This window comes from Streptomyces fractus (genome assembly GCF_049844455.1).
Taxonomy (GTDB): domain Bacteria; phylum Actinomycetota; class Actinomycetes; order Streptomycetales; family Streptomycetaceae; genus Streptomyces; species Streptomyces fractus.
Window position 1 is genome coordinate 322,396 of record NZ_JBMYHI010000001.1, and the last position, 20,918, is coordinate 343,313.

At 67.2% G+C, this 20,918-nt stretch carries 18 protein-coding genes and 1 pseudogene; 9 read left to right on the forward strand and 10 right to left on the reverse strand.

The features are described 5' to 3' along the window. Nucleotide 1: 1 nt before the first annotated feature. Both ACP4E5_RS01535 and ACP4E5_RS01540 read right to left on the reverse strand, forming a co-directional pair. The gene (locus tag ACP4E5_RS01535; RefSeq protein WP_425824843.1) at nucleotides 2-3,715 is read right to left on the reverse strand and encodes a nitrate reductase subunit alpha; all 3,714 of its coding nucleotides are present in this window, start codon (nucleotides 3,713-3,715) and stop codon (nucleotides 2-4) included. Nucleotides 3,716-4,056: 341 nt separating this feature from the next. Continuing rightward, entirely contained in the window at nucleotides 4,057-5,121 is a 1,065-nt protein-coding gene (locus tag ACP4E5_RS01540; RefSeq protein WP_425824844.1) for a potassium channel family protein, read from the reverse strand. A 115-nt stretch (nucleotides 5,122-5,236) separates the two neighbouring features. Between ACP4E5_RS01540 and ACP4E5_RS01545 the strand changes: the two genes are divergently transcribed. After that, nucleotides 5,237-6,226, forward strand: coding sequence for a PrsW family intramembrane metalloprotease (locus tag ACP4E5_RS01545; RefSeq protein WP_425824845.1), 990 nt, complete (start codon nucleotides 5,237-5,239; stop codon nucleotides 6,224-6,226). 147 nt (nucleotides 6,227-6,373) lie between these two features. Here the strand turns inward: ACP4E5_RS01545 and ACP4E5_RS01550 are convergent, their stop codons facing one another. Continuing rightward, the gene (locus tag ACP4E5_RS01550) at nucleotides 6,374-7,579 is read right to left on the reverse strand and encodes an ISAs1 family transposase (protein ID WP_425824846.1); all 1,206 of its coding nucleotides are present in this window, start codon (nucleotides 7,577-7,579) and stop codon (nucleotides 6,374-6,376) included. 183 nt (nucleotides 7,580-7,762) lie between these two features. On the opposite strand from ACP4E5_RS01550, the gene ACP4E5_RS01555 reads away from it, so the two are divergent. Together ACP4E5_RS01555 and ACP4E5_RS01560 are read left to right on the forward strand one after the other, a co-directional pair. Continuing rightward, the gene (locus ACP4E5_RS01555) at nucleotides 7,763-7,870 is read left to right on the forward strand and encodes a group II intron maturase-specific domain-containing protein (RefSeq protein WP_425824847.1); all 108 of its coding nucleotides are present in this window, start codon (nucleotides 7,763-7,765) and stop codon (nucleotides 7,868-7,870) included. Nucleotides 7,871-8,517: 647 nt separating this feature from the next. Then, nucleotides 8,518-9,317, forward strand: a protein-coding gene (locus tag ACP4E5_RS01560; RefSeq protein ID WP_425824943.1) for an IS5 family transposase whose coding sequence is annotated in 2 segments (ribosomal slippage) — nucleotides 8,518-8,866 and nucleotides 8,866-9,317 — 801 coding nt in all. Because the reading frame shifts where the segments join, the coding sequence is not laid out codon by codon here. Nucleotides 9,318-9,352: 35 nt separating this feature from the next. On the opposite strand, the gene ACP4E5_RS01565 is transcribed toward ACP4E5_RS01560, so the two are convergent. The 3 genes from ACP4E5_RS01565 to ACP4E5_RS01575 form a co-directional block, all read right to left on the reverse strand. Further along, on the reverse strand, nucleotides 9,353-10,048 hold the full coding sequence (locus ACP4E5_RS01565) for a ZIP family metal transporter (protein WP_425824848.1): 696 nt from the start codon (nucleotides 10,046-10,048) through the stop codon (nucleotides 9,353-9,355). A gap of 573 nt (nucleotides 10,049-10,621) precedes the next feature. Beyond that, the gene (locus ACP4E5_RS01570; RefSeq protein WP_425824849.1) at nucleotides 10,622-10,930 is read right to left on the reverse strand and encodes a hypothetical protein; all 309 of its coding nucleotides are present in this window, start codon (nucleotides 10,928-10,930) and stop codon (nucleotides 10,622-10,624) included. A gap of 85 nt (nucleotides 10,931-11,015) precedes the next feature. Then, on the reverse strand, nucleotides 11,016-11,870 hold the full coding sequence (locus ACP4E5_RS01575; protein ID WP_425824811.1) for an IS5 family transposase: 855 nt from the start codon (nucleotides 11,868-11,870) through the stop codon (nucleotides 11,016-11,018). Nucleotides 11,871-11,885: 15 nt separating this feature from the next. On the opposite strand from ACP4E5_RS01575, the gene ACP4E5_RS01580 reads away from it, so the two are divergent. After that, nucleotides 11,886-12,479 carry a MarR family winged helix-turn-helix transcriptional regulator gene (locus tag ACP4E5_RS01580; protein ID WP_425824850.1) on the forward strand — a complete coding sequence of 198 codons (594 nt, stop codon included), beginning with the start codon at nucleotides 11,886-11,888 and terminating at the stop codon, nucleotides 12,477-12,479. Nucleotides 12,480-13,252: 773 nt separating this feature from the next. On the opposite strand, the gene atpE is transcribed toward ACP4E5_RS01580, so the two are convergent. Continuing rightward, nucleotides 13,253-13,483, reverse strand: coding sequence for an ATP synthase F0 subunit C (atpE, locus tag ACP4E5_RS01585; RefSeq protein ID WP_425824851.1), 231 nt, complete (start codon nucleotides 13,481-13,483; stop codon nucleotides 13,253-13,255). Between the two features lie 117 nt (nucleotides 13,484-13,600). Here atpE and ACP4E5_RS01590 point away from each other — a divergent pair, with 117 nt between their 5' ends. The 4 genes from ACP4E5_RS01590 to ACP4E5_RS01605 all read left to right on the forward strand — a co-directional run bounded on the left by ACP4E5_RS01590 (nucleotide 13,601) and on the right by ACP4E5_RS01605 (nucleotide 16,432). Continuing rightward, nucleotides 13,601-13,798: a hypothetical protein gene (locus tag ACP4E5_RS01590; RefSeq protein ID WP_425824852.1), complete on the forward strand. Its 198-nt coding sequence runs from the start codon at nucleotides 13,601-13,603 to the stop codon at nucleotides 13,796-13,798. A gap of 330 nt (nucleotides 13,799-14,128) precedes the next feature. Then, nucleotides 14,129-15,058, forward strand: a complete 930-nt coding sequence (locus tag ACP4E5_RS01595) for a DUF6192 family protein (RefSeq protein ID WP_425824853.1) — start codon at nucleotides 14,129-14,131, stop codon at nucleotides 15,056-15,058. A 2-nt stretch (nucleotides 15,059-15,060) separates the two neighbouring features. Beyond that, nucleotides 15,061-15,477 carry a hypothetical protein gene (locus tag ACP4E5_RS01600; protein WP_425824854.1) on the forward strand — a complete coding sequence of 139 codons (417 nt, stop codon included), beginning with the start codon at nucleotides 15,061-15,063 and terminating at the stop codon, nucleotides 15,475-15,477. Between the two features lies 1 nt (nucleotide 15,478). After that, nucleotides 15,479-16,432: an IS5 family transposase gene (locus ACP4E5_RS01605; RefSeq protein ID WP_425824855.1), complete on the forward strand. Its 954-nt coding sequence runs from the start codon at nucleotides 15,479-15,481 to the stop codon at nucleotides 16,430-16,432. A gap of 163 nt (nucleotides 16,433-16,595) precedes the next feature. Here ACP4E5_RS01605 and ACP4E5_RS01610 read toward each other — a convergent pair whose 3' ends face one another. Further along, nucleotides 16,596-17,168, reverse strand: coding sequence for a dihydrofolate reductase family protein (locus ACP4E5_RS01610; protein ID WP_425824856.1), 573 nt, complete (start codon nucleotides 17,166-17,168; stop codon nucleotides 16,596-16,598). A 607-nt stretch (nucleotides 17,169-17,775) separates the two neighbouring features. Here ACP4E5_RS01610 and ACP4E5_RS01615 point away from each other — a divergent pair. Next, nucleotides 17,776-19,236: an amino acid permease gene (locus ACP4E5_RS01615; RefSeq protein ID WP_425824857.1), complete on the forward strand. Its 1,461-nt coding sequence runs from the start codon at nucleotides 17,776-17,778 to the stop codon at nucleotides 19,234-19,236. 42 nt (nucleotides 19,237-19,278) lie between these two features. Here the strand turns inward: ACP4E5_RS01615 and ACP4E5_RS01620 are convergent. Then, nucleotides 19,279-19,895: pseudogene (locus ACP4E5_RS01620) on the reverse strand (transposase); the annotation flags it as partial. 239 nt (nucleotides 19,896-20,134) lie between these two features. Next, nucleotides 20,135-20,776 (reverse strand): DedA family protein, encoded by a 642-nt coding sequence (locus ACP4E5_RS01625; protein ID WP_425824858.1) that lies wholly within the window; start codon nucleotides 20,774-20,776, stop codon nucleotides 20,135-20,137. Nucleotides 20,777-20,918 lie beyond the last annotated feature (142 nt).

The following is a 20,918-nucleotide window of genomic DNA, read 5'->3' on the forward strand; positions in this document are numbered from 1 at the left end:
GTCAGTACGTCACCTCCTGGGAGCGGCGCCGGATGACGGTGACCTCGTCGCGCTGGGTTCCGGTCGGGCCCAGGTAGTTGAAGGCCCAGGAGAGCTGCGCGTAGCCGCCGATGAGATGGGTCGGCTTGAGGATGAGCCGGGTCAGTGTGTTGTGGATGCCGCCGCGCTTGCCGGTCGTCTCCGTCTTCGGGACGTTCACCGTGCGGTCCTGCGCGTGGTACATGAACACCGTCCCCTGCGGCATGCGGTGGGAGACGATGGCACGTGCGGTGACGACGCCGTTGCGGTTGACCGCCTCGATCCAGTCGTTGTCGCTGACGCCGATGGAGGCGGCGTCTTGCGGGGACATCCAGATGTTCTGTCCGCCGCGGGAGAGCGCCAGCATGAACAGGTTGTCCTGGTACTCGGAGTGGATGGACCATTTGTTGTGCGGGGTCAGGTAGCGGACGGTGACGTGGCGTTCTCCGTCGGGGCCGAGGACGGGCTCCTTGAAGAGCCGGTTCATGTCCAGGGGCGGCCGGTAGACGGGCATCGCCTCGCCGAGCTCGTGCATCCAGTCGTGGTCGATGAAGAAGTGCTGGCGTCCGGTGAGGGTGTGCCAGGGCTTGAGGTGTTCGGTGTTGAGGACGAACGCGGTGTAGCGGCGGCCGCCGGACTCGCTGCCCGACCACTCGGGCGAGGTGATCACGGGGACGGGGGCAGCCTGCGTGTCGGCGTAGGTGACGCGCTTGCCCTCGTGTTCGGAGGCGAGGTGTGCCATCTCCTGGCCGGTGAGCTTCTCCAGGGTGTGGAAGCCCTCGGTGGCGAGCCGGCCGTTGGTGGTGCCGGACAGCGCGAGGATGGTGTTGCAGGCCTTGACGGCGGTGTCCATCAGGGGCCTGCCGTCGGCCGCTCCGCCACGGAAGGTGCCGTTGAGCCGCCCCAGGTGCCCGACCTCCTCGTCCGGCTTGACCACGATGCCCTTGACCGGCGTACCGAGTGTCTCGACGTTCGGCCCGAGCGTGGCCATCTTGTCGGCGACGGCCGGATAGTCCCGCTCGACGACGGTGAGCTGCGGCATCGTCTTGCCCGGCACCGGCTCGCACTCGCCGGCCCGCCAGTCGAGGTGCACCCCGCCTGGCTGGGCGATCTCGCCGGGTGTGTCGTGCTGGTGCGGGGTGGCAACGATGTCTTTCCGTACACCCAGATGTACGCGGGCGAGGTCGCTGAAACGCCGGGCGATGGCGTGGAAGGCGTCGAAGTCGCTGCGCGCCTGCCAGGGCGGGTCGACGGCCGGGGTGAAGGAATGGACGTAGGGGTGCATGTCCGTGCTGGCCAGATCGTTCTTCTCGTACCAGGTGGCCGACGGCAGAACCACGTCCGACATCAGGGTCGAGGACGTCATCCGGAAATCCAGGGTGAGCAGCAGGTCGAGCTTGCCCTCGGGGGCTTTGTCGTGCCAGCGCACGGTGCTCGGGCGGACCTCCGGCGGCGCTTCGGCCGCGTTCAGCGAGGAGTCGGTGCCGAGCAGATGGCGGGAGAAGTACTCGGCGCCCTTGGCGGACGAGCCGAGCAGGTTGCAGCGCCACAGGGTGAGCACGCGCGGCCAGTTCTCGGGGGCATCGGGGTCCTCGCAGGCGAAGCCGAGCCTGCCCGCCTTGAGCTCCTCGACGGTGTGTGCGACCGGGTCCTCGTCGCCCGCCTCGTCGACGAGGTCGAGCGGGTTCCGGTCGAATGTCGGATACGACGGCATCCAGCCGGCGCGGGTCGCGGCGGCCACGCAGTCGGCGCCGGTCATGCCCGCGAGTTTGCCCTTGGCCAGCGGCGACGTCATGACGTCGGTGTTGAACTGGTCGTAACGCCACTGGTCGGTATTGAGGAACCAGTAGGCGGTACCGATCATCTGACGGGGCGGGCGAGACCAGTCGTTGGCGGAGGCGAGGGTGGCCCAGCCGGTGGCGGGGCGGCACTTCTCCTGTCCGACGTAGTGGGCCCAACCGCCTCCGTTGCGGCCCTGACAGCCGGTCAGCTGCAGCAGGGCAAGGAAGGTGCGGTAGATGGTCTCGGAGTGGAACCAGTGGTTGGTGCCGGCGCCCATGAGGATCATGCAGCGGCCCTGGGACTTCTCGGCGGTCGTCGCGAACTCGCGGGCGATGCGGGCGACCGTCGCGGCCGGCACGGAAGTGTGTTCCTCCTGCCATCCGGGAGTGCCGGGGGTGGCCGCGTCCTCGTAACCCTGGGGCCACTGGCCGGGCAGCCCGTCACGGCCGACGCCGTACTGCGCGAGCAGCAGGTCATAGACAGTGGTGACGAGCGGCCCGTCCTGGCCGCCGAGCCGGGTGGCGGGCACTCCGCGGGTGACGGTGTCGCCGCGTCCCTGACCGTGCGGGCCGCCGTCGGTGTCGAAGCGCGGGAGACGCACTTCCACACCGGTGGCGTCGCCGTACAGGCTCAGCTTGGGGCTGATCTCCTCGAGGTCGAGGTTCCACTTGCCCTTGCCGCTCTCGGTCCAGCGGAAGCCGAGCGAGCCGTTGGGGACGGCGGGCTTGGAAGTCCGTTCGTCCATGACGGCGGTCTTCCACTCGGCGCCCTCGGTGGTGTCACCCAGGTCGGAGGCGCGCAGGAACTTGTCGGGTATGAGGCTGCCGTCGGCGTGGGGCACGAGGGTGACCAGATTGGGCAGGTCGGTGAACTGCCGCACGTAGCCGTCGAAGAACGGGGTGGTGCGGTCGACGAAGAATTCCTTGAGGATGACGTGGCCCATGGCCAGGGCGAGCGCGCCGTCGGTGCCGGGATGAGGGTGGAGCCACTCGTCGGCGAACTTGGTGTTGTCCGCGTAGTCCGGGGAGACGGCCACGACCTTCTGGCCGCGGTAGCGTGCCTCGGCCATCCAGTGCGCATCGGGGGTGCGGGTGACGGGGACGTTGGAGCCCCACATCATCAGGTAGGCGGCGTCCCACCAGTCACCGGACTCGGGCACGTCCGTCTGGTCGCCGAAGACCTGCGGGGATGCGACGGGCAGATCGGCGTACCAGTCGTAGAACGACAGCATGGGGGCGCCGATGAGGGACATGAACCGTGCGCCGGACGCGTGCGACACCATGGACATGGCGGGGATCGGCGAGAAGCCGGCGACGCGGTCGGGGCCGTGGGTGCGGATGGTGTGCACATGTGCGGCGGCGACGATCTCCACCGCCTCGTCCCATGTGGCCCGCTCCAGGCCGCCCTTGCCGCGCGCCTTCTGGTAGCGCCGGCGCCGCTGCGGGTCCTGCTGGATATCGGCCCAGGCGAGCACCGGGTCGCCGAGGCGCTGCTTCGCCTCGCGGTACATCTCGAGCAGGACGCCGCGGATGTACGGGTAGCGCACCCGGGTCGGCGAGTACGTGTACCAGGAGAACGCCGCGCCGCGAGGGCAACCGCGCGGCTCGTAGTCGGGACGGTCGGGGCCGACCGACGGATAGTCCGTCGCCTGTGTCTCCCAAGTGATGATGCCGTCCTTGACGTACACCTTCCAGCGGCAGGATCCCGTGCAGTTCACCCCGTGCGTGGAGTTCACGACCTTGTCGTGGCTCCACCGGTCGCGGTAGAAGACGTCGCCCTGGCGTCCGCCCTCTTTGTAGATGGCGCGCCGGTCGTCGGACGGCTTGCCCTTGGTGAAGAACTTGCCAGTCTTCAGAAGCAGATCGCTGACTGCTCCGTCGATGCCCGGACTCTCGCCGTGAGAACTCGCTGACACGGCCCCTCCTTGCGCTGATCAACCACGTACGCGGATGCCTGTGCGGGTAGCCAACGTACCAATCGCCCGTTATATATAGGTATTTCCGCTCATGTAGTGGTCGTCTTCGGAGTCGTGGAGGGGCTGATGGCGACGGGCGACGGGCGACGGTGTGTCATTCCTGAAGGGGTGGGGTCGGTCAAGTGAGCGTCTTGACCGTTTTTTGCAGGCCCTGGCTGATGTTGGGCAGCGCGGTGTGCGGACCGGCCTTGGCGATCTCCGCCTTGAGCGCAGCGGGACTGCTGTCGATCCGGGCCCCAGCCGTTCACGACTCGTCCGTCAACGACACTGCCTCACCGGGCTCAGTCGCCCTCGGCTGCCGGCCGGATCACCACCAGATGGTCCCCGGCCCGGAGTTCACCGAGGCCGGGGTCGGCGAAGTGGAGCAGCGTGCGCTCCCGGACGACCGAGACCACCAGGTCCGTGCAGGCGCGTGGTGCCAGGCCGATCTCGTCCTGGTGCACCGGCCGCTGGGCGACGTCCAGCCCGTCCCCGTAGCTGAGCAGGTCCTCCAGGACGGTCCCGACGTCCGGGGAGACCGAGGCGGTGCCGAGCAGCCGGCCCGCCGAGCCCGAGGAGGTGATCACGCTGTCCGCGCCGGAGCGGCGCAGCAGCGGCACGTTCTCCTCCTCGCGGACCGCGGCGACCACGGTGGCCCGGTCGTTGAGCTGGCGTGCGGTCAGGGTCACCAGGACGGCGGTGTCGTCGCGCTGCGGGGCGACGAGCACCTTGCCCGCCTCGTCGACGCGGGCCCGGCGCAGCACCTCGGAGCGGGTGGCATCGCCCTGGACGGCGGTCAGCCCGGCATGGGTGGCGGCCTCACAGACCCGGCGCTGGGGGTCGACCACCACGATGTGGGACTTCTTCTCGCCGTGGGTGAGCAGGGTCTGCACTGCGTGCCTGCCCTTGGCCCCGTAGCCGATGACGACCGTGTGGTGGTGCACGTGTGACCTCCAGCGGCGCAGCCGCAGTTGGTGCCGGGACCGCTCGGTGAGCACCTCGAGGGTGGTACCGACCAGGATCATCAGGAAAACGATCCGCAGTGGAGTGATGGCGAGGACATTGACCAGGCGGGCGGCGTTGTCGACCGGGACGACGTCGCCGTAACCCGTGGTCGAGAGCGAGACAGCGGCGTAGTAGAGCGCGTCCAGGAAGTCGACGTCGCCGTCGGAGTTGTCGTTGTAGCCGTCCCGGCCGATATAGACGATCACGGCGGCCAGCAGCAGCACCGAGGTGGCCAGCAGCAACCGGTGGGTGACCCGGCGCAGCGGCGGGCGGCGGCGGGCGGCGGGGAAGAGGACGGTGCGGCCGGCCAGGTATATCTCGTCGTCGGAACCAGAAGGGTCCTGCTCACAGGCGTGTGCCATGGCCTCTGCTCGCGTCGAAGGCTTTCATCGAAAGAAACCGTGAATATGCTTGTATAAGACGATCGGCGAGCTTAGCAGCGTAAAAGCCCGGGTTGGGCGGAAAGTTCGGTACACAGTGGAGCAGACACCTCAGCCGGCAGACACCCCCGATCCGGAACCAGCCGCGCCGCAGCCGCTGCCGCCCCCAGGGGGCCACCCCGGCCTGTGGAAGAGCTGCCTGACCGGCGGCTTGGTGCTTTGGGTACTCACCGCCGCCGTCACCTATTACACGGAAAACACCACCCTCCTGCCCACCCTGATACTGCTCGGTTCCTTCCTCGTGCCCGGCTGCTTCGTGCTGTGGGCCTACGAGAAGCACGCTTCGGACCTCGGACTCGGCCTGATCGTCGGATGCTTCGCCATCGGCGGCGTGCTCGGTGTTCTCGGCGCCTCCGTCCTGGAGTACTACTTCCTCAACCCCTCCGTCTGGCTCTTCGTCGGCGTCGGACTGATCGAGGAAGGCGTGAAACTCGGCGCCCTGATCTACATGATCCGCAAGAAGCCTCATCTGCGCGGACTACGGGTCGGCATGATGCTCGGCGCCTCGGTGGGCTTCGGCTTCGCTGCCGTCGAGTCCGCCGGCTACGCCTTCAACGCCACCATCACCCTGCAGGGCCTGGACCTGCACGCACTGCTCGGGACCGAGGTTCTGCGCGGCCTGCTCGCCCCGTTCGGGCACGGGCTGTGGACCGCCATCGCGGGCGGCGTCCTGCTGAAATTCCGTGAGGCGGACGGCAGGTTCCGCTTCACCAGCCCGGTGATCACCGCCTACCTGGGCGTAGCGGCACTGCACGCACTCTGGGACTCCATGCACGGCATCGCGATCTGGCTGACCTGCCGCCTCACCGGGGACGGCCTGCAGCGCGCCCTGTTCTCCTACGGCTACGTGCCCCATCCGACCGATGCCCAGCAGCACCTCTACACGGTTTTCAGCAACTGCGGTCTGCTGCTCGTCTCGCTGATCGGTGTCGGTTGGCTGATGATGCTGGTCGGCCGCGAGCGCGTCGAACAGGCGGAACAGGCGGAACAGGCCGGACAAGCGGAGCAGGCCGAACAGGGGGAGTGATCTAACCTCCAACTTTCGTGACGGCTCATCGGGGCGGCTGGTGGGCCTTTTCGTCTTGTTGTGCAGGAGGCGGGTAGGTTGATCGCCCGGCTGTCGCGTCGGGTGGGCGCCCAGGGGCATTGCATGATCAAGATCTGTCTGGGTTCGTCACGTGAGGCCGAGGGCTCGTAGGGGCCGGTGGGGGTCGCGGCCGGTGTGGCGGAGGGCGGCGGCGATGTTGGTCTGGCCGTCCTGGCGGAAGACGCTGATGGCGAGGTTGCGCAGGGATGCCATGGCGCGGGGCAGGGTGCCGGTGCGGACCTTGGAGTCGTCCTCGCGGAACGTGCGGTCCCGGACGTGATGGAGGAGGTTCTCGATACCCCAGTGTCCCCTGATCCAGGTGGCGAGCTCGGTGCAGGTGGCGTCGAAGACGGTCAGGCTGGTGGTCAGGTAGACGCGCTCGATAGTCAGCTTCCCGGTACTCAAGGCGCGTCGCCACCGCACGACTTGGATGGCCTGACGGGCAGCCGGGTAATCGAGGTGGCTGAACGCGGCGGCCTTGAGCCGGCGGACCTCATCGCGGTGGTGGGCACGGTCACGCGTGCGGTGCCCGAGAGGGATGTCCCTCCAGGGCAGCCCTGTGACCTGGGCATACAGGCCCGGATGGTTCTTCTCCACAACGGCCACGTAGTGCGCGCCGCGACGGGTCAGATAGGCACTGTGGTCGTGCTGGGTGTGCAGGGCGTCGGCAGTCACCACCGTGCTCTCCAGCTCGAGGCCGTCCAGCAACGGCGCGAAGGACGGAATCTCGTTGCTCTTGGAAGCGACCTGCCGCTGGGCCAGGACCACGCCATGGTGGTCCATCGCCGCCAGCAACTGGATCGCCGCGGCCGTCTGGGTTCGCGAGCCGCGGACCACCTTGCTGTCGACCGCGATCACCCGTCGCACCGGCCGCTCCTGCACGTCCGGCTCGACCGGGGGCGGCCTTCTGGCCTGCAGATACGCGCTGACCGCCTCATCCAGCGCGTCACCGTCCACACGCTGCAGCAGGCGGCGCACGGTTGCGGAGTGTGGCACCGGCCGCAGACCGGTGAGCGGGTCGGCAGCGAAGCCGAGGACACCCAGCACGTCCTGCGGGGCGTCCGTGATCCACTCGCTGATCGCGATGAGTGACCGGGCCCCGGTCAGGACCGCCGAGACGGCCGCGCACAGCAACGCGAGGGCCGGATACCGCAGACCTCGCGCATCGCGGGGATCGGCGACCAGGATCAGGAAACGCCGCAGGTCAGCGACATCGCTTGAGGTGAGCGGATCAATCGGGGAGCCCAGTTGCTCCAGCGCGGAAGGGATGGGCGAAGATGTTCGGGCAGGCACGGTCTCGCTCGGTTCTCATGGGTCTCGACAACCACATGATCACCAGCACCGTGCCTGCTCTGCTCTCCGGGGCCCTGCCATACAACGGACATGACACCACGTCACTCACCAGACCGGCGAACCGGACCAATCCCAAACGCGCAACGACCCTGGGTGGGCGCCGGGTCCCGCGGCTGTGTCTCGATGGCATACAGGCTCAACCGGTTCACCGCTGGCTGGGCTGCCTATTTCGGACTCGCGGACTCCGTCAGGGTGTTCGCGGAGGTCGACCATTGGACCCGCTGCAGGTGATGTCAAGTCAAGTGCAGACGGTGCAGTGGAAGACGTACGAGCGGAAGCGGAAGATGCTTCGCCGGCTCGGCTTCGACCCGGACCGCAGCTCGACTCAGGGCTACGTCATCGCATGCAAGCGTTCCTGGCGCCAGTCCAAGGTCATGTCGGTCTGCATCGCCATGGACAACGCCTATTGGGAGGGAGGGTTACAGGTCCTTCAAGGAGGAGAGGAGTCCTGGCCCCGCTCGAAGCTGCGAACGGCCTGAGATCAGCTCGGCGAACCGCCAGATGCGGGCCCGCTCCGGCGGTGTGTGGGTGGGAGTCGGGTAAATCGGCTCTCCTGCCCGGTATCAACTCTACGCATGTATGCGCGCGTTGGGTCTTCAGCAGAGTTGCGGATGCACGGGATCGTGCTTCGGCAGTGCCGCCGCGGAGTATTTCTGGCCCCTGCCCAACGAGGAGATTGGAACCCGGGCCTGGCCCAGTCGTGCCACCGCACGTGCCGAGGCCTCACCTTCAACAAGAACTTCTACGACCGTCGTTACCTGAACAGCCGCAAGGTCTCGGCCACCTCAGTCCAGCCGAGACCAGACGGCGGCACCTTCGTGGCATAACGAGTAAGACGTCATCTCATTTGGCTGGTTCGGTAGTCTGCGGTTGTGGGAATCGTGAAGCGGTTGGTGCCGGACGAGTTGTGGGAACTGTTTCAGCGGGTGGTGCCTGAGGCGCCGAGCCGACCGCAGGGCGGTGGTCGGCGTCGGCACGGTGACCGGGAGGTACTGGCTGGAATCGTGTTCGTGGCCACGTCGGGCTGCACGTGGCAGCAGCTCCCGGCGGCCTCGTTCGGGCCGTCGGGAGCGACGGCCCACCGGCGCTTCGCGGAGTGGTCGAAGGCCCGGGTCTGGGCCAAGCTGCACCGCCTGGTCCTCGACGAGCTCGGCGCCCGCGGCGAGTTGGACTGGTCGCGGTGCGCCATCGACTCGGTGAACATGCGGGCCATGAAAAAGGGGACCTGACCGGCCCGAATCCTGTGGATCGAGGGAAGTACGGGTCGAAGATCCACTTGATCACGGAGAGAACCGGACTGCCCCTGTCCATCGGTATCTCCGGAGCCAACCTCCACGACAGCCAGGCACTCGAGCCGCTTGTGCGTGGCATCCCGCCCATCCGGTCCCGCCGCGGTCCCCGGCGGCGCCGCCCGGCCAAGCTGCATGCCGACAAGGCGTACGACAAGCGGGCGTTGCGTCGTTGGCTGCGCAGCAGGAACATCACGCCACGCATCGCCCGGAAGGGCATTGAGACCTCTCAGCGACTCGGACGCCACCGGTGGACCATCGAGCGCAGCATGTCCTGGCTCGCCGGATGCCGGCGACTCCACCGCCGATACGAACGCGAGGCCGACCACTTCCTCGCGTTCACCAGCATCGCCTGCACCCTCATCTGCTACCGCAGACTCACCAAATGAGATAACGTCTCAGCATCTGAGCCCACGGGGCAACTTCAGCCCGCGTACCCCACCACCAGCCAGATGAAGGCCGTGCCGCCCACCGTGCACAGTAGCGTCGGCACGGCCGGGTGGTCGTGGTGGGCCTCAGGGAGGATCTCGGAGGCGGCCAGGTAAAGCAGGACGCCCCCGAAGAGGCTGAAGTAGCCGGCGAGCAGGGGTTGAGGGATGGCGATCAGGAGGGTGGAGGCGGCGCCCGCCACCGGGGCCAGCGCGTCCGCGCCGAGCGTGCTCAGGGCCCGGCGGCGTGAATTCCCGTACAGCTCGGCCAGGGTGTACGTGTTGAAGCCGTCCGCGAAGTCGTGCGCGATCACCGCGATCGCCACCGCGACGCCCATGCCGCCGCCGACCTGGAACGCCGCACCGATTGCGACGCCGTCGAGGAAGCTGTGCCCGACCAGACCGGCCACGGTGACGAGCCCCACCCGCCGATCCCTGCGCTGCCCGGTCAGGTGCCGGGCAGCGTGGGCGAGCAGGAAGCCGGCCACGAAGAGCAGCAGCGGTACCGGCACACAGTGCAGTTCGCCTCCCATTGCCTCCAGGGCCTCGGGAAGCAGATCGAGGCCGACCACACCGAGCGTGAGGCCGCCCGCGAGACCGAGGACGAGGTGTCTGCGGTCGGTGACCCGACCCGCGGTCAGACCGCCGGCCAGCGTCACGAAGAAGGTGCACAGGGATACAGCTATGGGCACGATTCGCCTTTGGTTACAGGAATTTGATACTGAATGCGCCGGGCGGGGCGGCGACCCGACCACTGTACATACATGATAATCGTTTTCACTGTTCGGTGGGTGTCGGCACACTTCCGCCGGAACCGGACCTCCGCTTGTGGGTCGGCCAGGAGGCCCCGTGATGCTCAATCGGCGCTGTCGGGGTGACGTTCGGGCGTGGAGTCGGGATTCTGCAGAGAAAGTGGGACAAATTAGAGATATGGGGTGGTCCCGTTTATGCTTTGGCGAGCAACGTGTTTGTTCTCGTTGGCTTCGGTTGGCTACGACGTGGTCAACGAGGGTGGATGCGGGCGGTCCGGGGTGTGCGACTCCTGTGCCGTTGCTTCCGGGCGCGAGTGCCCCGCCGGTGATTGCATCGACGGGGCACTCGCGTGTTGGGGGCGGGGCCCGGGTTCGGTTCTGCCGGCCCGGCGTGTGCGCATGCCGTGGCCTGCTCGGCTGTGGACACGTCTACGGGGTCAACTCTGCGCGGTAGGTGGCCAGTTGGAAGGTCTGTACAGCTCAAAGGGATTGGCGACTGCGTGTCAGAGGGCGTTAAGTCCGTTTCTGGTAGCGGCCTCGTCCCGGCTGGGTGAGGAAGCCTTGGCGGAGGAGACGTGCGAGGCGGGCGCGGGTGACGTTGATCAATGCCTCGTCGGTGGGCATGCCGAGGAGTTCGTGCAGCTCACGCGCCCGGAACTCCCGGTCGGGATGCTCGTTGAAGGCGTTCACGATGGCCTGGTAGGCGCTGTTCGTTTCGGGCGGTTCGGGGGCGCCTGGGGCCGGTGCGAGTTCCGTGATGACCTTCCGGGCGGTCGCCAGGTCGGCGAGCCGTGCTTCGGCCTCCGCCAGAGCGGCGGTCAACTGCTCGATCTGGTCGTGCAGTTCGCCGATACGGGCTGCGGTCGTGTCGTGCTGGGCTGGAGGTCGACGAGGAGTTCGGTGATGTTCACGCGGTCAGCTCGAAGGTGTCGCGCCAGGCCGGGCTCGGGGTGGTGAGGCGGCGGGTCATGTTCGCGATCGAGGCCCAGTAGACGCGCGAGGCGGAGGTGTCGGGGCGGTGGTCGCACTCGCGGGCCAGGCGGCGGTGCAGCATCAAGGTGCCGTTGACCTGCTCCACGATCCACCTTTTCGGTTGGGGGGCGAAGCCTTTGCCCTGGTCGTCGGGGTTGCGGCGGACGACCTCGACGTCGATGTCCAACAGGGCGCCGTGGATGAGGACTTCGTCCTTGAAGCCCTGGTCGACCAGGGCCTTCTCCAGCCGGTTGCCGCACCTCTCGGCCGCCTGGTCGAGCAGGGTGGTGCCGGCCGTGTTGTCGTGGGTGGAGGCGGCCAGCACGACGACGCCGATGATCAGTCCCAGGACATCGACGGCGAGTCCCCGCTTGCGGCCCGACACCTTCTTGTTCGCGTCCAGCCCCGTCGTGACCTTGGGGACACCCGCGGCCGCGCGCACGGACTGGGTGTCGATGATGACGAGGGACGGGTCCTCTAATCGGCGGGCCTTCTCCCGCACCTGGCAGCGCAGAAGCTCCTGGATGCGCTGGTCAAGCCCGTCCTCGCGCCACAGGCCGAAGTAGTAGAACACCGCGGACCAGGCCGGGAAGTCGTGAGGCAGATAGCGCCACTGGCAGCCCGTCCGGTTCTGATAGAAGATCGGGTTCACGACCTCCCGCAGGTCACAGGACCCCGGATCGCCGGTCGCCGACCGCTTCACCCGGCCCTGCTTCCAGGCCGTGATCATCGGCTCGATCAACGCCCACTGCTCGTCCGCTAAGTCACTCGGGTACGGATCTCTCTTCACGCCCCGCACCTCAGCATGGACATGCTCACCAGGCGGCCCGCGCGACGATCAGTCCCACGATCGAGCGATCACGAACCGAGGAAGATCGGACTTAACGCCCTCTCAAAGCCGTTCGATCTTTCCTTCGATCCCATCGCGCGTGCCGAGGAGCACTGGAGGCAGCGCTGGGGTCACGTGCTGTCGATGGCGGCGATCACGTCTGTCATGCGGGCCCAGCAGATCCTTCTCACCGAGGTCGACGCGGTGGTCAGGCCGTACGGGCTGACGTTCGCGCGGTACGAGGCGTTGGTGCCGCTCACCTTCTCCAGAGTGGGGGAGCTGACCATGTCGAAGATCAGTGAGCGTTTGATGGTGCACCCGGCATCTGTCACGAACACGGTGGACCGGCTCGTGAGCTCCGGGCTTGTCGACAAGCGGCCCAACCCGAAGGACGGGCGGGGGACGTTGGCATCGATCACCGTGAAGGGGCGGGAGGTTGTCGAGGCGGCGACACGTGATCTGATGCTCATGAACTTCGGTCTCGGCGCCTACGACGCCGAGGAATGCGAAGAGATCGTCGCCCTCCTCCGCCCCCTGCGCATGGCCGCCGACGACTTCACACCACCGTAAGCACGCGGACAGCCCACAGAGGGATCCGTTGGGAGGGTGCGCGGTACTGCTGTCTGGAGAGGCTGGTGGCGGTCAGTTCTCCGGGGCCTGGTGGAGGATACGAGTGACGGCGAGGATGCGGCGGTTGTGGTCCTCGGAGAGACCGGTAGGCCCAGCTGTGCGGAGATGGTCGGAGATGGCGGCCACCTGCTTCTCGACCTTCTCGACGGTCCCGGACGAGACGTGCAGGCCGCGTTCGAGCGACCCGTGGCCACGAGGGAGAGGACCCCGCGGGCTCCGTAAGGGCCGTAGTTGTCGGCGTGGATCCGGCCTGTCCGTTTGGTGAGTTGATCGTCGCGCCGGCCGCGGGCCGACTGTGGGCCGGTGTGGGCGGCGTAGCAGGTGCTCGGTGCGTCCGTCTCGGCGAGGACGTCGCAGATCGGCTGGACGCCAAACGTTTCCTCGTGCTGGTCGATGTAGGCGACCTTCATCGCAGCGGATGCTCCAGCTCCACGATCCGAGCCGCCTCTGCGCTGGTCATGCCTGGCAGGACGGCGTCGTCGACCTCGACCCCGCTTCACTCATCCCCGCAAAGCCTCGGGATGCGCTTCCAGTTGGTCGGCGGTGCATTTGATCGCCGCGGCCCGGCTGGCCGGGTCCTTGCGGGCCTCGATCGTCAACCGCGTTGCACGCTTGCGCAGTTCGTCCGGGTACTGGCGAGGTCCAGCCAAGCTCGGCGTCCAACCCGGAACACACCAATGTCTCCATCAGACCCGGGGCGATTCAGACGGTGATCATGTGCCGAACACGAACGGCATGACGATGCCGATCAGGGCGAGCGCCTCACAGAAGGCGAAGCCGAGGATCTGGTTGGCGCGGATGAGGCCGGCGGCCTCGGGCTGGCGGGCCAGCGCCTGGGTGCCATTACCGAAGATGATGCCGACGCCGATGCCGGGGCCGATGGCAGCGAGACCGTAACCGATGGAACCGAGGGAGCCGGAGACCTCAGCAGCAAGAGTGGACATGCCGTTACTTCCTTTTCTATACGAACCAGTGGGGGTGCCCACCGGACGACCTGAGGTGATTGGACGGGTGGGGCTCGGTGAGATCTCTCGAAATCATAGTTCTTACGTGAAGAGTTCGTGATCTTGGTCCATCTGCCGGCGATGTGGCCCCGCGTCTTCAAGGGCGTACTGGCGCCGCCAGAGGCGTCGTTGGGTGCCTGGTGCAACGTCAGCGACGCCAAGATCGAGACTTCCGGTGACGTACTACTGGACATGTACGAGAGCGTCGCGGTCTGCGAGCGGTCACGGGTTCCGGCTCTGTGGGAGATCTTGTGATGCCGGTCGGGTTCAGCGGTTGAGGAGTGCGCATCGGCAGAGAAGGTCGAAGTGCGCGCGACCGAAGTCCATGCTCTTGAGGAGCCTGAGAAGCTGTTTTCGATCCGCTGATCTGTGACACTCCGTGGCGGCAGGCGGAATCGGTCGACTGTGTGCCGCGATAGGAGATGCGTTCGGGCAGGAGCGGGACGGTTCGTGCGTGAAGCGGGATATTCCCGGTCAAGCATGGTGACCATAGTGCGGTCGGCGGAGCCTGTCGGGCATGCGGGCTGGGGCTGTCGAGGCCGGTGGACCGCCGGCCTCCTTCGGCCCGTCCAGGAGTGGGTTCCTGTGACCCAGACGATCGGCAGCGTGCCGTACGACCGCTTCGATGCTCTCGTGGACCAGTCGGTAGAGCTGGTCAGGGTGATGACGGGGTGCCAGTGGGCCCTGGGGGACATCGCTCTGGAGATCGCCCCCTTGCGGTCGCACGGCGGGAACATGGCTCTCGGCGAGGGCGAGGAGATCGGAGTGGAGGGCGCGTTGCGCCTGTTCGCCGAAGCGGTGGGGCTGTCCTTCCATACGGTGCGCACGTATCGGTGGGTGGCCGCGCAGTGGCCCCAGGACCAGCGCCAGGACGGCGTCTCTTTCGAGGTCCACCGCATCCTCGCGGCGAGTGAGGACGCGTACGAGCTGATCCGGAATCCGCCGGTGAACGAGCGGACGGGGCAGGCGAGGTGGAGCGGGGATGCCGCGAAGCGGGCGGCGGGGTGGGCGACCGCGACGCCGGTGACGGTGGCAGAGAAGGTTGATGCGATCCGGGATCTCGCGGCCGACGAGCAGGTCGCTGCCCTGGCGGCGTGCGAGCTGCTGCACCGGCCCGAAGTGGTTTTCCGTGCCATGCGTGATGCGGAAGCCCGTGAGCTGGTGAATCAGGCCCAGTTCGAGCAGGCCGAACTCGTCGAGGACAGCGACGAGGAGGACTGGTGGGACGCGTCCGGGACCGATGGCGAGGACGAAGGGGATCCGGTCACGATCGTGCGGGGCTTTCATCGCGCGATGGAGTTCACCGACTTGATCGGGGTGTGCCAGGGGTTCGTCGCCGGGGCGAGCCGATTGGTGCCCAAGCTCCGCGGCCGCGAGTTCACCGAGTCGCAACACGCCCTGGTCACACGCCACCTGGAGAAAATTCGGGCGACGGCGGACTGGATAGAGACCGCCGTCTCAACGGGCAAGGTCGACCTCGATGAGGCCCTGGCCGAGCTGTTGCGGGGCCAGTAGCCATGAAGCGGCGGGCGGGACTGCCCGCTCACAATCACGGCGATGCCGTCCGCAAGGCCCTGCTCGAAGCCAAGCCCGCCGGCCTGAGTCGTAAGCAGCTGATCTACGCCACCAAGCGGACGCCCGCGCAGGTCTGGACGGGCATCCGGTTCCTGCGGAAAGTCGCGGTCAAGGAAGGGCTGCCGCCAGTGACCTTCAACAAGACGGACGGCTTCCAGCTGTCCGACGACCCCGCCGTGTGGATCGCCTACGAACGCGCGATCTTTACGGCCGAGTTGCACCGGATCACCAACTTCATCACCGGGATCGTCGCCTCGCACGCCAAACGCACCCCTGATGACGAGTGGGCCCGCCTCGTGCTCGACCAGCTCGGCGGCGTCAAGGCCACCCTGGAAGTCCTCTCCCGCATGGAACGCTGACATGACCCGCACCGACAACACCCCGGCCGAGCGCCGACCGTTCTACCCCAGCGACATGACGGACGCCGAGTGGGCCGTCATCGAATCCCTCCTTCCCACCCCCGCCTGCCAGTTGCCCGGCGGCGGGCGCCCCGAGAAGCACCCGCGCCGCAACGTCGTCGATGCCATCCGCTACGTGAATGACAACGGATGCAAATGGCGCTCCGTACCCGCCGACTTCAAAATCCCCTGGCCTACGGTCTACGGGTTCTTCAAGCGGTGGCGGGCCAGCGGAGCCCTGGCCCGCCTCCATGCCGAGCTGCATGAACAGGTCCGCGTCCATGACGGGCTCAACCCCCGCACCGTCGCCGTGATCCTGGACTCGCAGTCCGTCAAGGGCGCCGAGACGGTCGGCCAGGACACCCGCGGATTTGACGGCGGGAAGTTGATCAACGGGAGGAAGCGACACATAGCGGTAGACATGCGGGGAATGCCCCTGTCCGTCATGGTCGGCGTCGCCACCCCGCACGACAGCGTTCCGGCCCGCGACCTGCTCTTCCGCCTGCGCCTGACGCATCCCGAACTCACCGCGGTCTGGGCCGACTCCGCCTACGGCGGCACCCTCATCGGCTGGTCCCACGACCGCCTGGACCTCACCCTCAAGACCGTCCCCCGCCGCACCGACCAGGACGGCTTCGCCGTCCTGGCAAAAAGGTGGCGCGTCGAGCGGGCGATCTCGTGGATCATGCGGGCCCGCAGAAACGTCCGCGATTACGAGCGGCTCATCTCGCACAGCGAGGCCCACCTTCTCTGGACTTTCGTCACGCTGATGGCCCGTCGTCTTACTCGTCCGCCCCGTCCGCCCCGCTCGGCGCCCCGCCCTGTCGAGGAGATCGCCAAGGTCACCGAGCTCAAGCCCATCCGCCTGAGGCCGCAGGCGCAGACCATCCGCCTGGCTTCCGCCTCCTTGAACTGACTAAGCCGGCTCCGGGAATCCTCCGGGGGGTGATCATGCTGTCAGGGGCGACGGAGGATTCTTCTGGGCGATCGGCGGTGTGCCGGTCGAGCCTGGCCAGCAGACCGTCCAGGCCGGAGGTGGTGAACTTCCACCGGACGCGACGGCAGGGCGGGATCCCCTGTCAGCGGACGACGTCGAAGACGTTCTTCTGCAGGCCGTTGGCGTAGACCTCGTGCTCGACCAGCTTCAGTTTCTGGGTGTCCTTGTCCGTGGCGCTGAACAGACGCTTGCCGGCGCCGAGCAGGAGCGGGAAGACGAGCAGGTGGTAGCGGTCGATCAGGCCGGCGTCCGAGAGGCTCTGGTTCAGGGCGGCACTGCCGTGGACGATGATCGGGCCGCCCTCGGTCTCCTTCAATGCGGCGACCTCGTCGAGCGAGCGCAGGATCGTGGTCTCGCCCCAGTTCAATACCAGGCCGTCGTCGGTGAGGGTGGTGGAGACGACGTACTTCGGCATCACCTTGTAGTCGGCGAAGTCCTCCATGTCCGGCCACACCGGGCTGAACGCCTCGTAGCTGGCCCGGCCCATCAGCATCGCGGTGGCTTCCTGCTGCTCCTGGCCCTTGATGGCGAACGCCTCGGGGAGGAACTCGATGTCCTTGAAGGTCCACCCCGAGTTCCGGTAGCCGGGCTCGCCGCCCGGAGCCTCCACGACGCCGTCGAGCGAGATGAAGGCGGTGCTGATCAGGGTGCGCATCTAAGGTTCCTCGGTGTCTCGTGGCCGGTTCTCAGCAGGCTCGGTCGGTGCACGCTGTGACCACACTCGTGGCTGCAGCGCACCAACCATGATCTATGACTGCGGATCGTGGAGAAAATCACCGGCCGTTGCCCGTCCCCCCTGATGGCCTCGGTCATCAGGAGCGCCTCCGGGAGCCATGCAGGTGCCCGGCCACGGGACCTACCAGCAGCGCAAATCGAAGATCAAAAATGGACTCTCACGGAGCGTCACAGATCAGCGGATCGAAAACAGCTTCTGACTCTGCAGACATGCCCTTCGACTTGGCCCGAGTCCCAGGTGGAGGGCAGGCTCCCCGACCGCGCCCCAGACCACCAACCGCAAGATGGTCCGTAGGCGGAGCATCAGGACAGAGTCGCCCGCGCACCCCCTGCGCTTACGCGGACTTGTCACAGGAAACGCCAGAATGCGCCCCACACCCATGAAAGGTGACCGCGAAGCGAGATCGCGCACCGACATGGAATAGACCATCCCGCTTTAGTGTGCGCTTGGTTCCGGAGCTGTGTCATCCGCACACTCTGGTCCGGGACGCAGCGACGGCCCCGGCCTCAAAGACGAGGTAACAACTGTGAGCACGGAAACCGCCTCCAAGGGCGGCGCCGCCGAACAGTCAACCGCGCACGACGCGGGCGACGCCGGATACAGCAAGGGCCTCAAGGCCCGTCACGTAAACATGATCGCGATCGGTGGCGCGATCGGTACCGGCCTGTTCCTCGGAGCAGGCGGCCGCCTCCATGACGCGGGTCCCGCCCTGGCCATCGCCTACCTGGTCTGCGGCATCTTCGCCTTCTTCGTCGTGCGCGCCCTCGGCGAACTGGTCGTCTACCGGCCCTCCTCCGGTTCGTTCGTGTCCTACGCACGAGAGTTCCTCGGCGAGAAGGGCGCCTACGCCGCTGGCTGGATGTACTTCCTGAACTGGGCTACGACCGGTATCGCGGACATCACCGCCGTCGCGCTCTACGCCCACTACTGGGCCGCCTTCACCAGCATCCCGCAGTGGGTACTCGCCTTCATCGCGCTCGCTGTGGTGTTCGTGGTCAACATGATCTCGGTGAAGCTCTTCGGCGAGATGGAGTTCTGGTTCGCGGTGATCAAGGTCGCCGCGCTTGTGGCCTTCATGCTGATCGGCATCTGGCTGCTCGTCACCCAGCAGCCGGTCGACCAGGTCACCCCCGGTCTCTCCGTGATCAGCGATAACGGTGGCTGGTTCCCCTCCGGCATCCTGCCCGTCGTCCTGGTGATGCAGGGCGTCGTCTTCGCCTACGCCTCCCTCGAGCTGGTCGGTGTCACCGCCGGCGAGACCGCCGAGCCGCGCAAGGTCGTACCCAAGGCCGTCAACGCCATCATGTGGCGGGTCCTCGTCTTCTATGTCGGCTCGGTCGTGCTCCTGGCCCTGCTGATGCCGTCCTCGGCGTACTCGGCGGACGAGAGCCCGTTTGTGACCGTGCTCTCCAACATCGGTGTCCCGCACGCCGGTGACGTGATGAACCTGGTCGTCCTGACCGCGGCCATGTCGTCACTGAACTCCGGCCTGTACTCCACCGGCCGCATCCTGCGCTCGATGGCCATGGCCGGCTCGGCCCCGAAGTTCACCGCGCGCATGAACAAGAACCAGGTGCCCTACGGCGGCATCGTCCTCACCTCGCTCGTGTGCGTGCTTGGTGTCGCCCTCAACGCATGGCTGCCGGAACAGGCCTTCGAGATCGTGATCAACTTCGCCTCGCTCGGCATCATCTCCACCTGGATCACAATCATGATCTGCCACCTGAAGTTCGTGAAGAAGACGGAGCAGGGTGAGCTGGAACGCCCCACGTTCCGCCTGCCCGGCACGCCGATCACCAACTACGTCACCATCGCCTTCCTGCTCGGTGTCCTGGTCCTGATGTGGTTCGACCAGCCCATCGGGCGCACCACGATTCTCTGCCTGCCGCTGATCGCTCTCGCACTCGTCGCGGGCTGGTTCAAGGTCCGCGGCCGCGTCGCCGCGATCGCAAGGGAGCGCGAGAAGACCGGCGACAGCCTCGGCTGACCCGCCTCACACCCGAGGACAGGTCGGCGACCAGGTCCTATGTCACGGCTTCGGCCCGGTGGTGCTGCTCGTAGGGCGGGGACGTGCTGACGAGCCGTGGTTCGGCAGTGCGCCGAGTCGTCCGATCACGCCGGTGGTGACGTCGGTCCAGGGCCAGTGGCAGGCGAACCTCAGGTTTCGACGGCGGGCGGTGGTGACGAGCTGGCGGCCAGGAAGCCGAGGGTGAGTTGGACGATCTCGAGCCAGATCTGGTTATGCGTGGTGTCGTGCAGTGGGAGGTCGCGCAGGCCGGTGGCTCGGGCGGCGCGGATGCGGTCCTCGGCGCGGGCGCGACGGCGGTGGCGCGGTTCGAGTGCGGCGACCGATTTGCCGGGCGGGTTGGTGGCGAACGTGGTGAGTCGCAGCCCGCCTGCGTCGGTGAGCCTCAACTGGGCGCCGGGGTACGGGCGTTCTCTGCGCACGATGAGACGCATGCCCTTCGGGCAGTCACTGACGGCGTCGTTTTCGGCGACCCAGGCGCTGTCACGGACGTTACCGTCGCCGTCGACGGCGGGCGTCCACGCGAAGCCGGGCACCTTGAGGATGGCCTGATGGATGGCGTCGGTGATGGTCACGCCGACCGAGTAGGACAGCCATCGGCCGCACGTCGCAGTGGTGCTGCGCGTGCGGCCACACAGACCGGAAGAACCGTGTGGCCAGGAACTTTTCATTTGTCGGGGCTGCGGCGTTGTTGCGCACGCGGACCGGAACGCTTCCCACAACATCGCCCAGCGCGGCGTGATCGTGTGGAACGCGGGGCGTGAGTCACGCGTTCCGGCCACCCAGACACCTGGCTGAGCGGCCAAGACGCGGGAGCCAACCCGACAGCCAGCCGGGCGCTACCTGCAGGCTCGGGGCTTCAGCCCCGAGAAGTAGACGATCGGCTGCGTCGACGGGCGCGCACGTACTCGACCAGCAGGGGGATGACGGAGAGGGTGACCAGAGCGACGAGGATGAACTCAATGTGGTTCTTGACGAAGGCGATCTGTCCGAGGAAGTAGCCGAGGACGATCACGCCCACGGCCCAGAGGGTGGCTCCGATGATGTTGAACGGGGTGAAGGTGCGGTAGGGCATTTTGGTGACCCCGGCGATGATCGGGGTGAAGGTGCGTACGACGGGGACGAAGCGGGCCAGCACGAGGGAGCGGGGGCCGTGCTTGTCGAAGAAGGCGCGGGCTTTGTCGACGTTCTCGTGCTTGAAGAGGCGGGAGTCGGGACGCCGGAAGAGGGCGGGGCCGACCTTGCGGCCGAAGAGGTAGCCCGCTTGGTCTCCGAGGACGGCTGCCAGAGTGGCGAGGAGGCAGATCAGCCACAGGGGCTGGGTGAGGTACTGGTGGCCGGCCACGAGCAGGCCGGTGGTGAACAGCAGGGAGTCTCCGGGGAGGAAGAAGCCGATCAGGAGGCCGGACTCGGCGAAGACGATGACGAGGATCCCGAGGAGCCCGAAGGTCGAGATGAGGTGGTCAGGATCGATCCACTGGGGACCGAGGGCGAGCGGCATGCTGGAGCTCCTGAGGGAAAGGGGGGGCGGGGTAAGGGGCGGCGGGCCGGCCCCTGTTCGCCCGGGGCGCGGGCGGGTCAGGCGTTGAGCACTCCGGTGCTCAGGAGGGTGATCAGCAGAATGCCAGCCGCGATGCGGTGGA

Excerpts from the sequence above, each read along its gene's own strand:
- ACP4E5_RS01580 (WP_425824850.1), top strand. The coding sequence starts at position 11,886 with ATGGACATGCTCACCAGGCGGCCCGCGCGACGATCAGTCCCACGATCG.
- ACP4E5_RS01605 (WP_425824855.1), top strand. The coding sequence starts at position 15,479 with ATGACCCGCACCGACAACACCCCGGCCGAGCGCCGACCGTTCTACCCC.
- atpE (WP_425824851.1), bottom strand. The coding sequence starts at position 13,483 with ATGTCCACTCTTGCTGCTGAGGTCTCCGGCTCCCTCGGTTCCATCGGT.
- ACP4E5_RS01610 (WP_425824856.1), bottom strand. The coding sequence starts at position 17,168 with ATGCGCACCCTGATCAGCACCGCCTTCATCTCGCTCGACGGCGTCGTG.
- ACP4E5_RS01540 (WP_425824844.1), bottom strand. The coding sequence starts at position 5,121 with ATGGCACACGCCTGTGAGCAGGACCCTTCTGGTTCCGACGACGAGATA.
- ACP4E5_RS01555 (WP_425824847.1), top strand. The coding sequence starts at position 7,763 with ATGGCATACAGGCTCAACCGGTTCACCGCTGGCTGGGCTGCCTATTTC.
- ACP4E5_RS01625 (WP_425824858.1), bottom strand. The coding sequence starts at position 20,776 with ATGCCGCTCGCCCTCGGTCCCCAGTGGATCGATCCTGACCACCTCATC.
- ACP4E5_RS01600 (WP_425824854.1), top strand. The coding sequence starts at position 15,061 with ATGAAGCGGCGGGCGGGACTGCCCGCTCACAATCACGGCGATGCCGTC.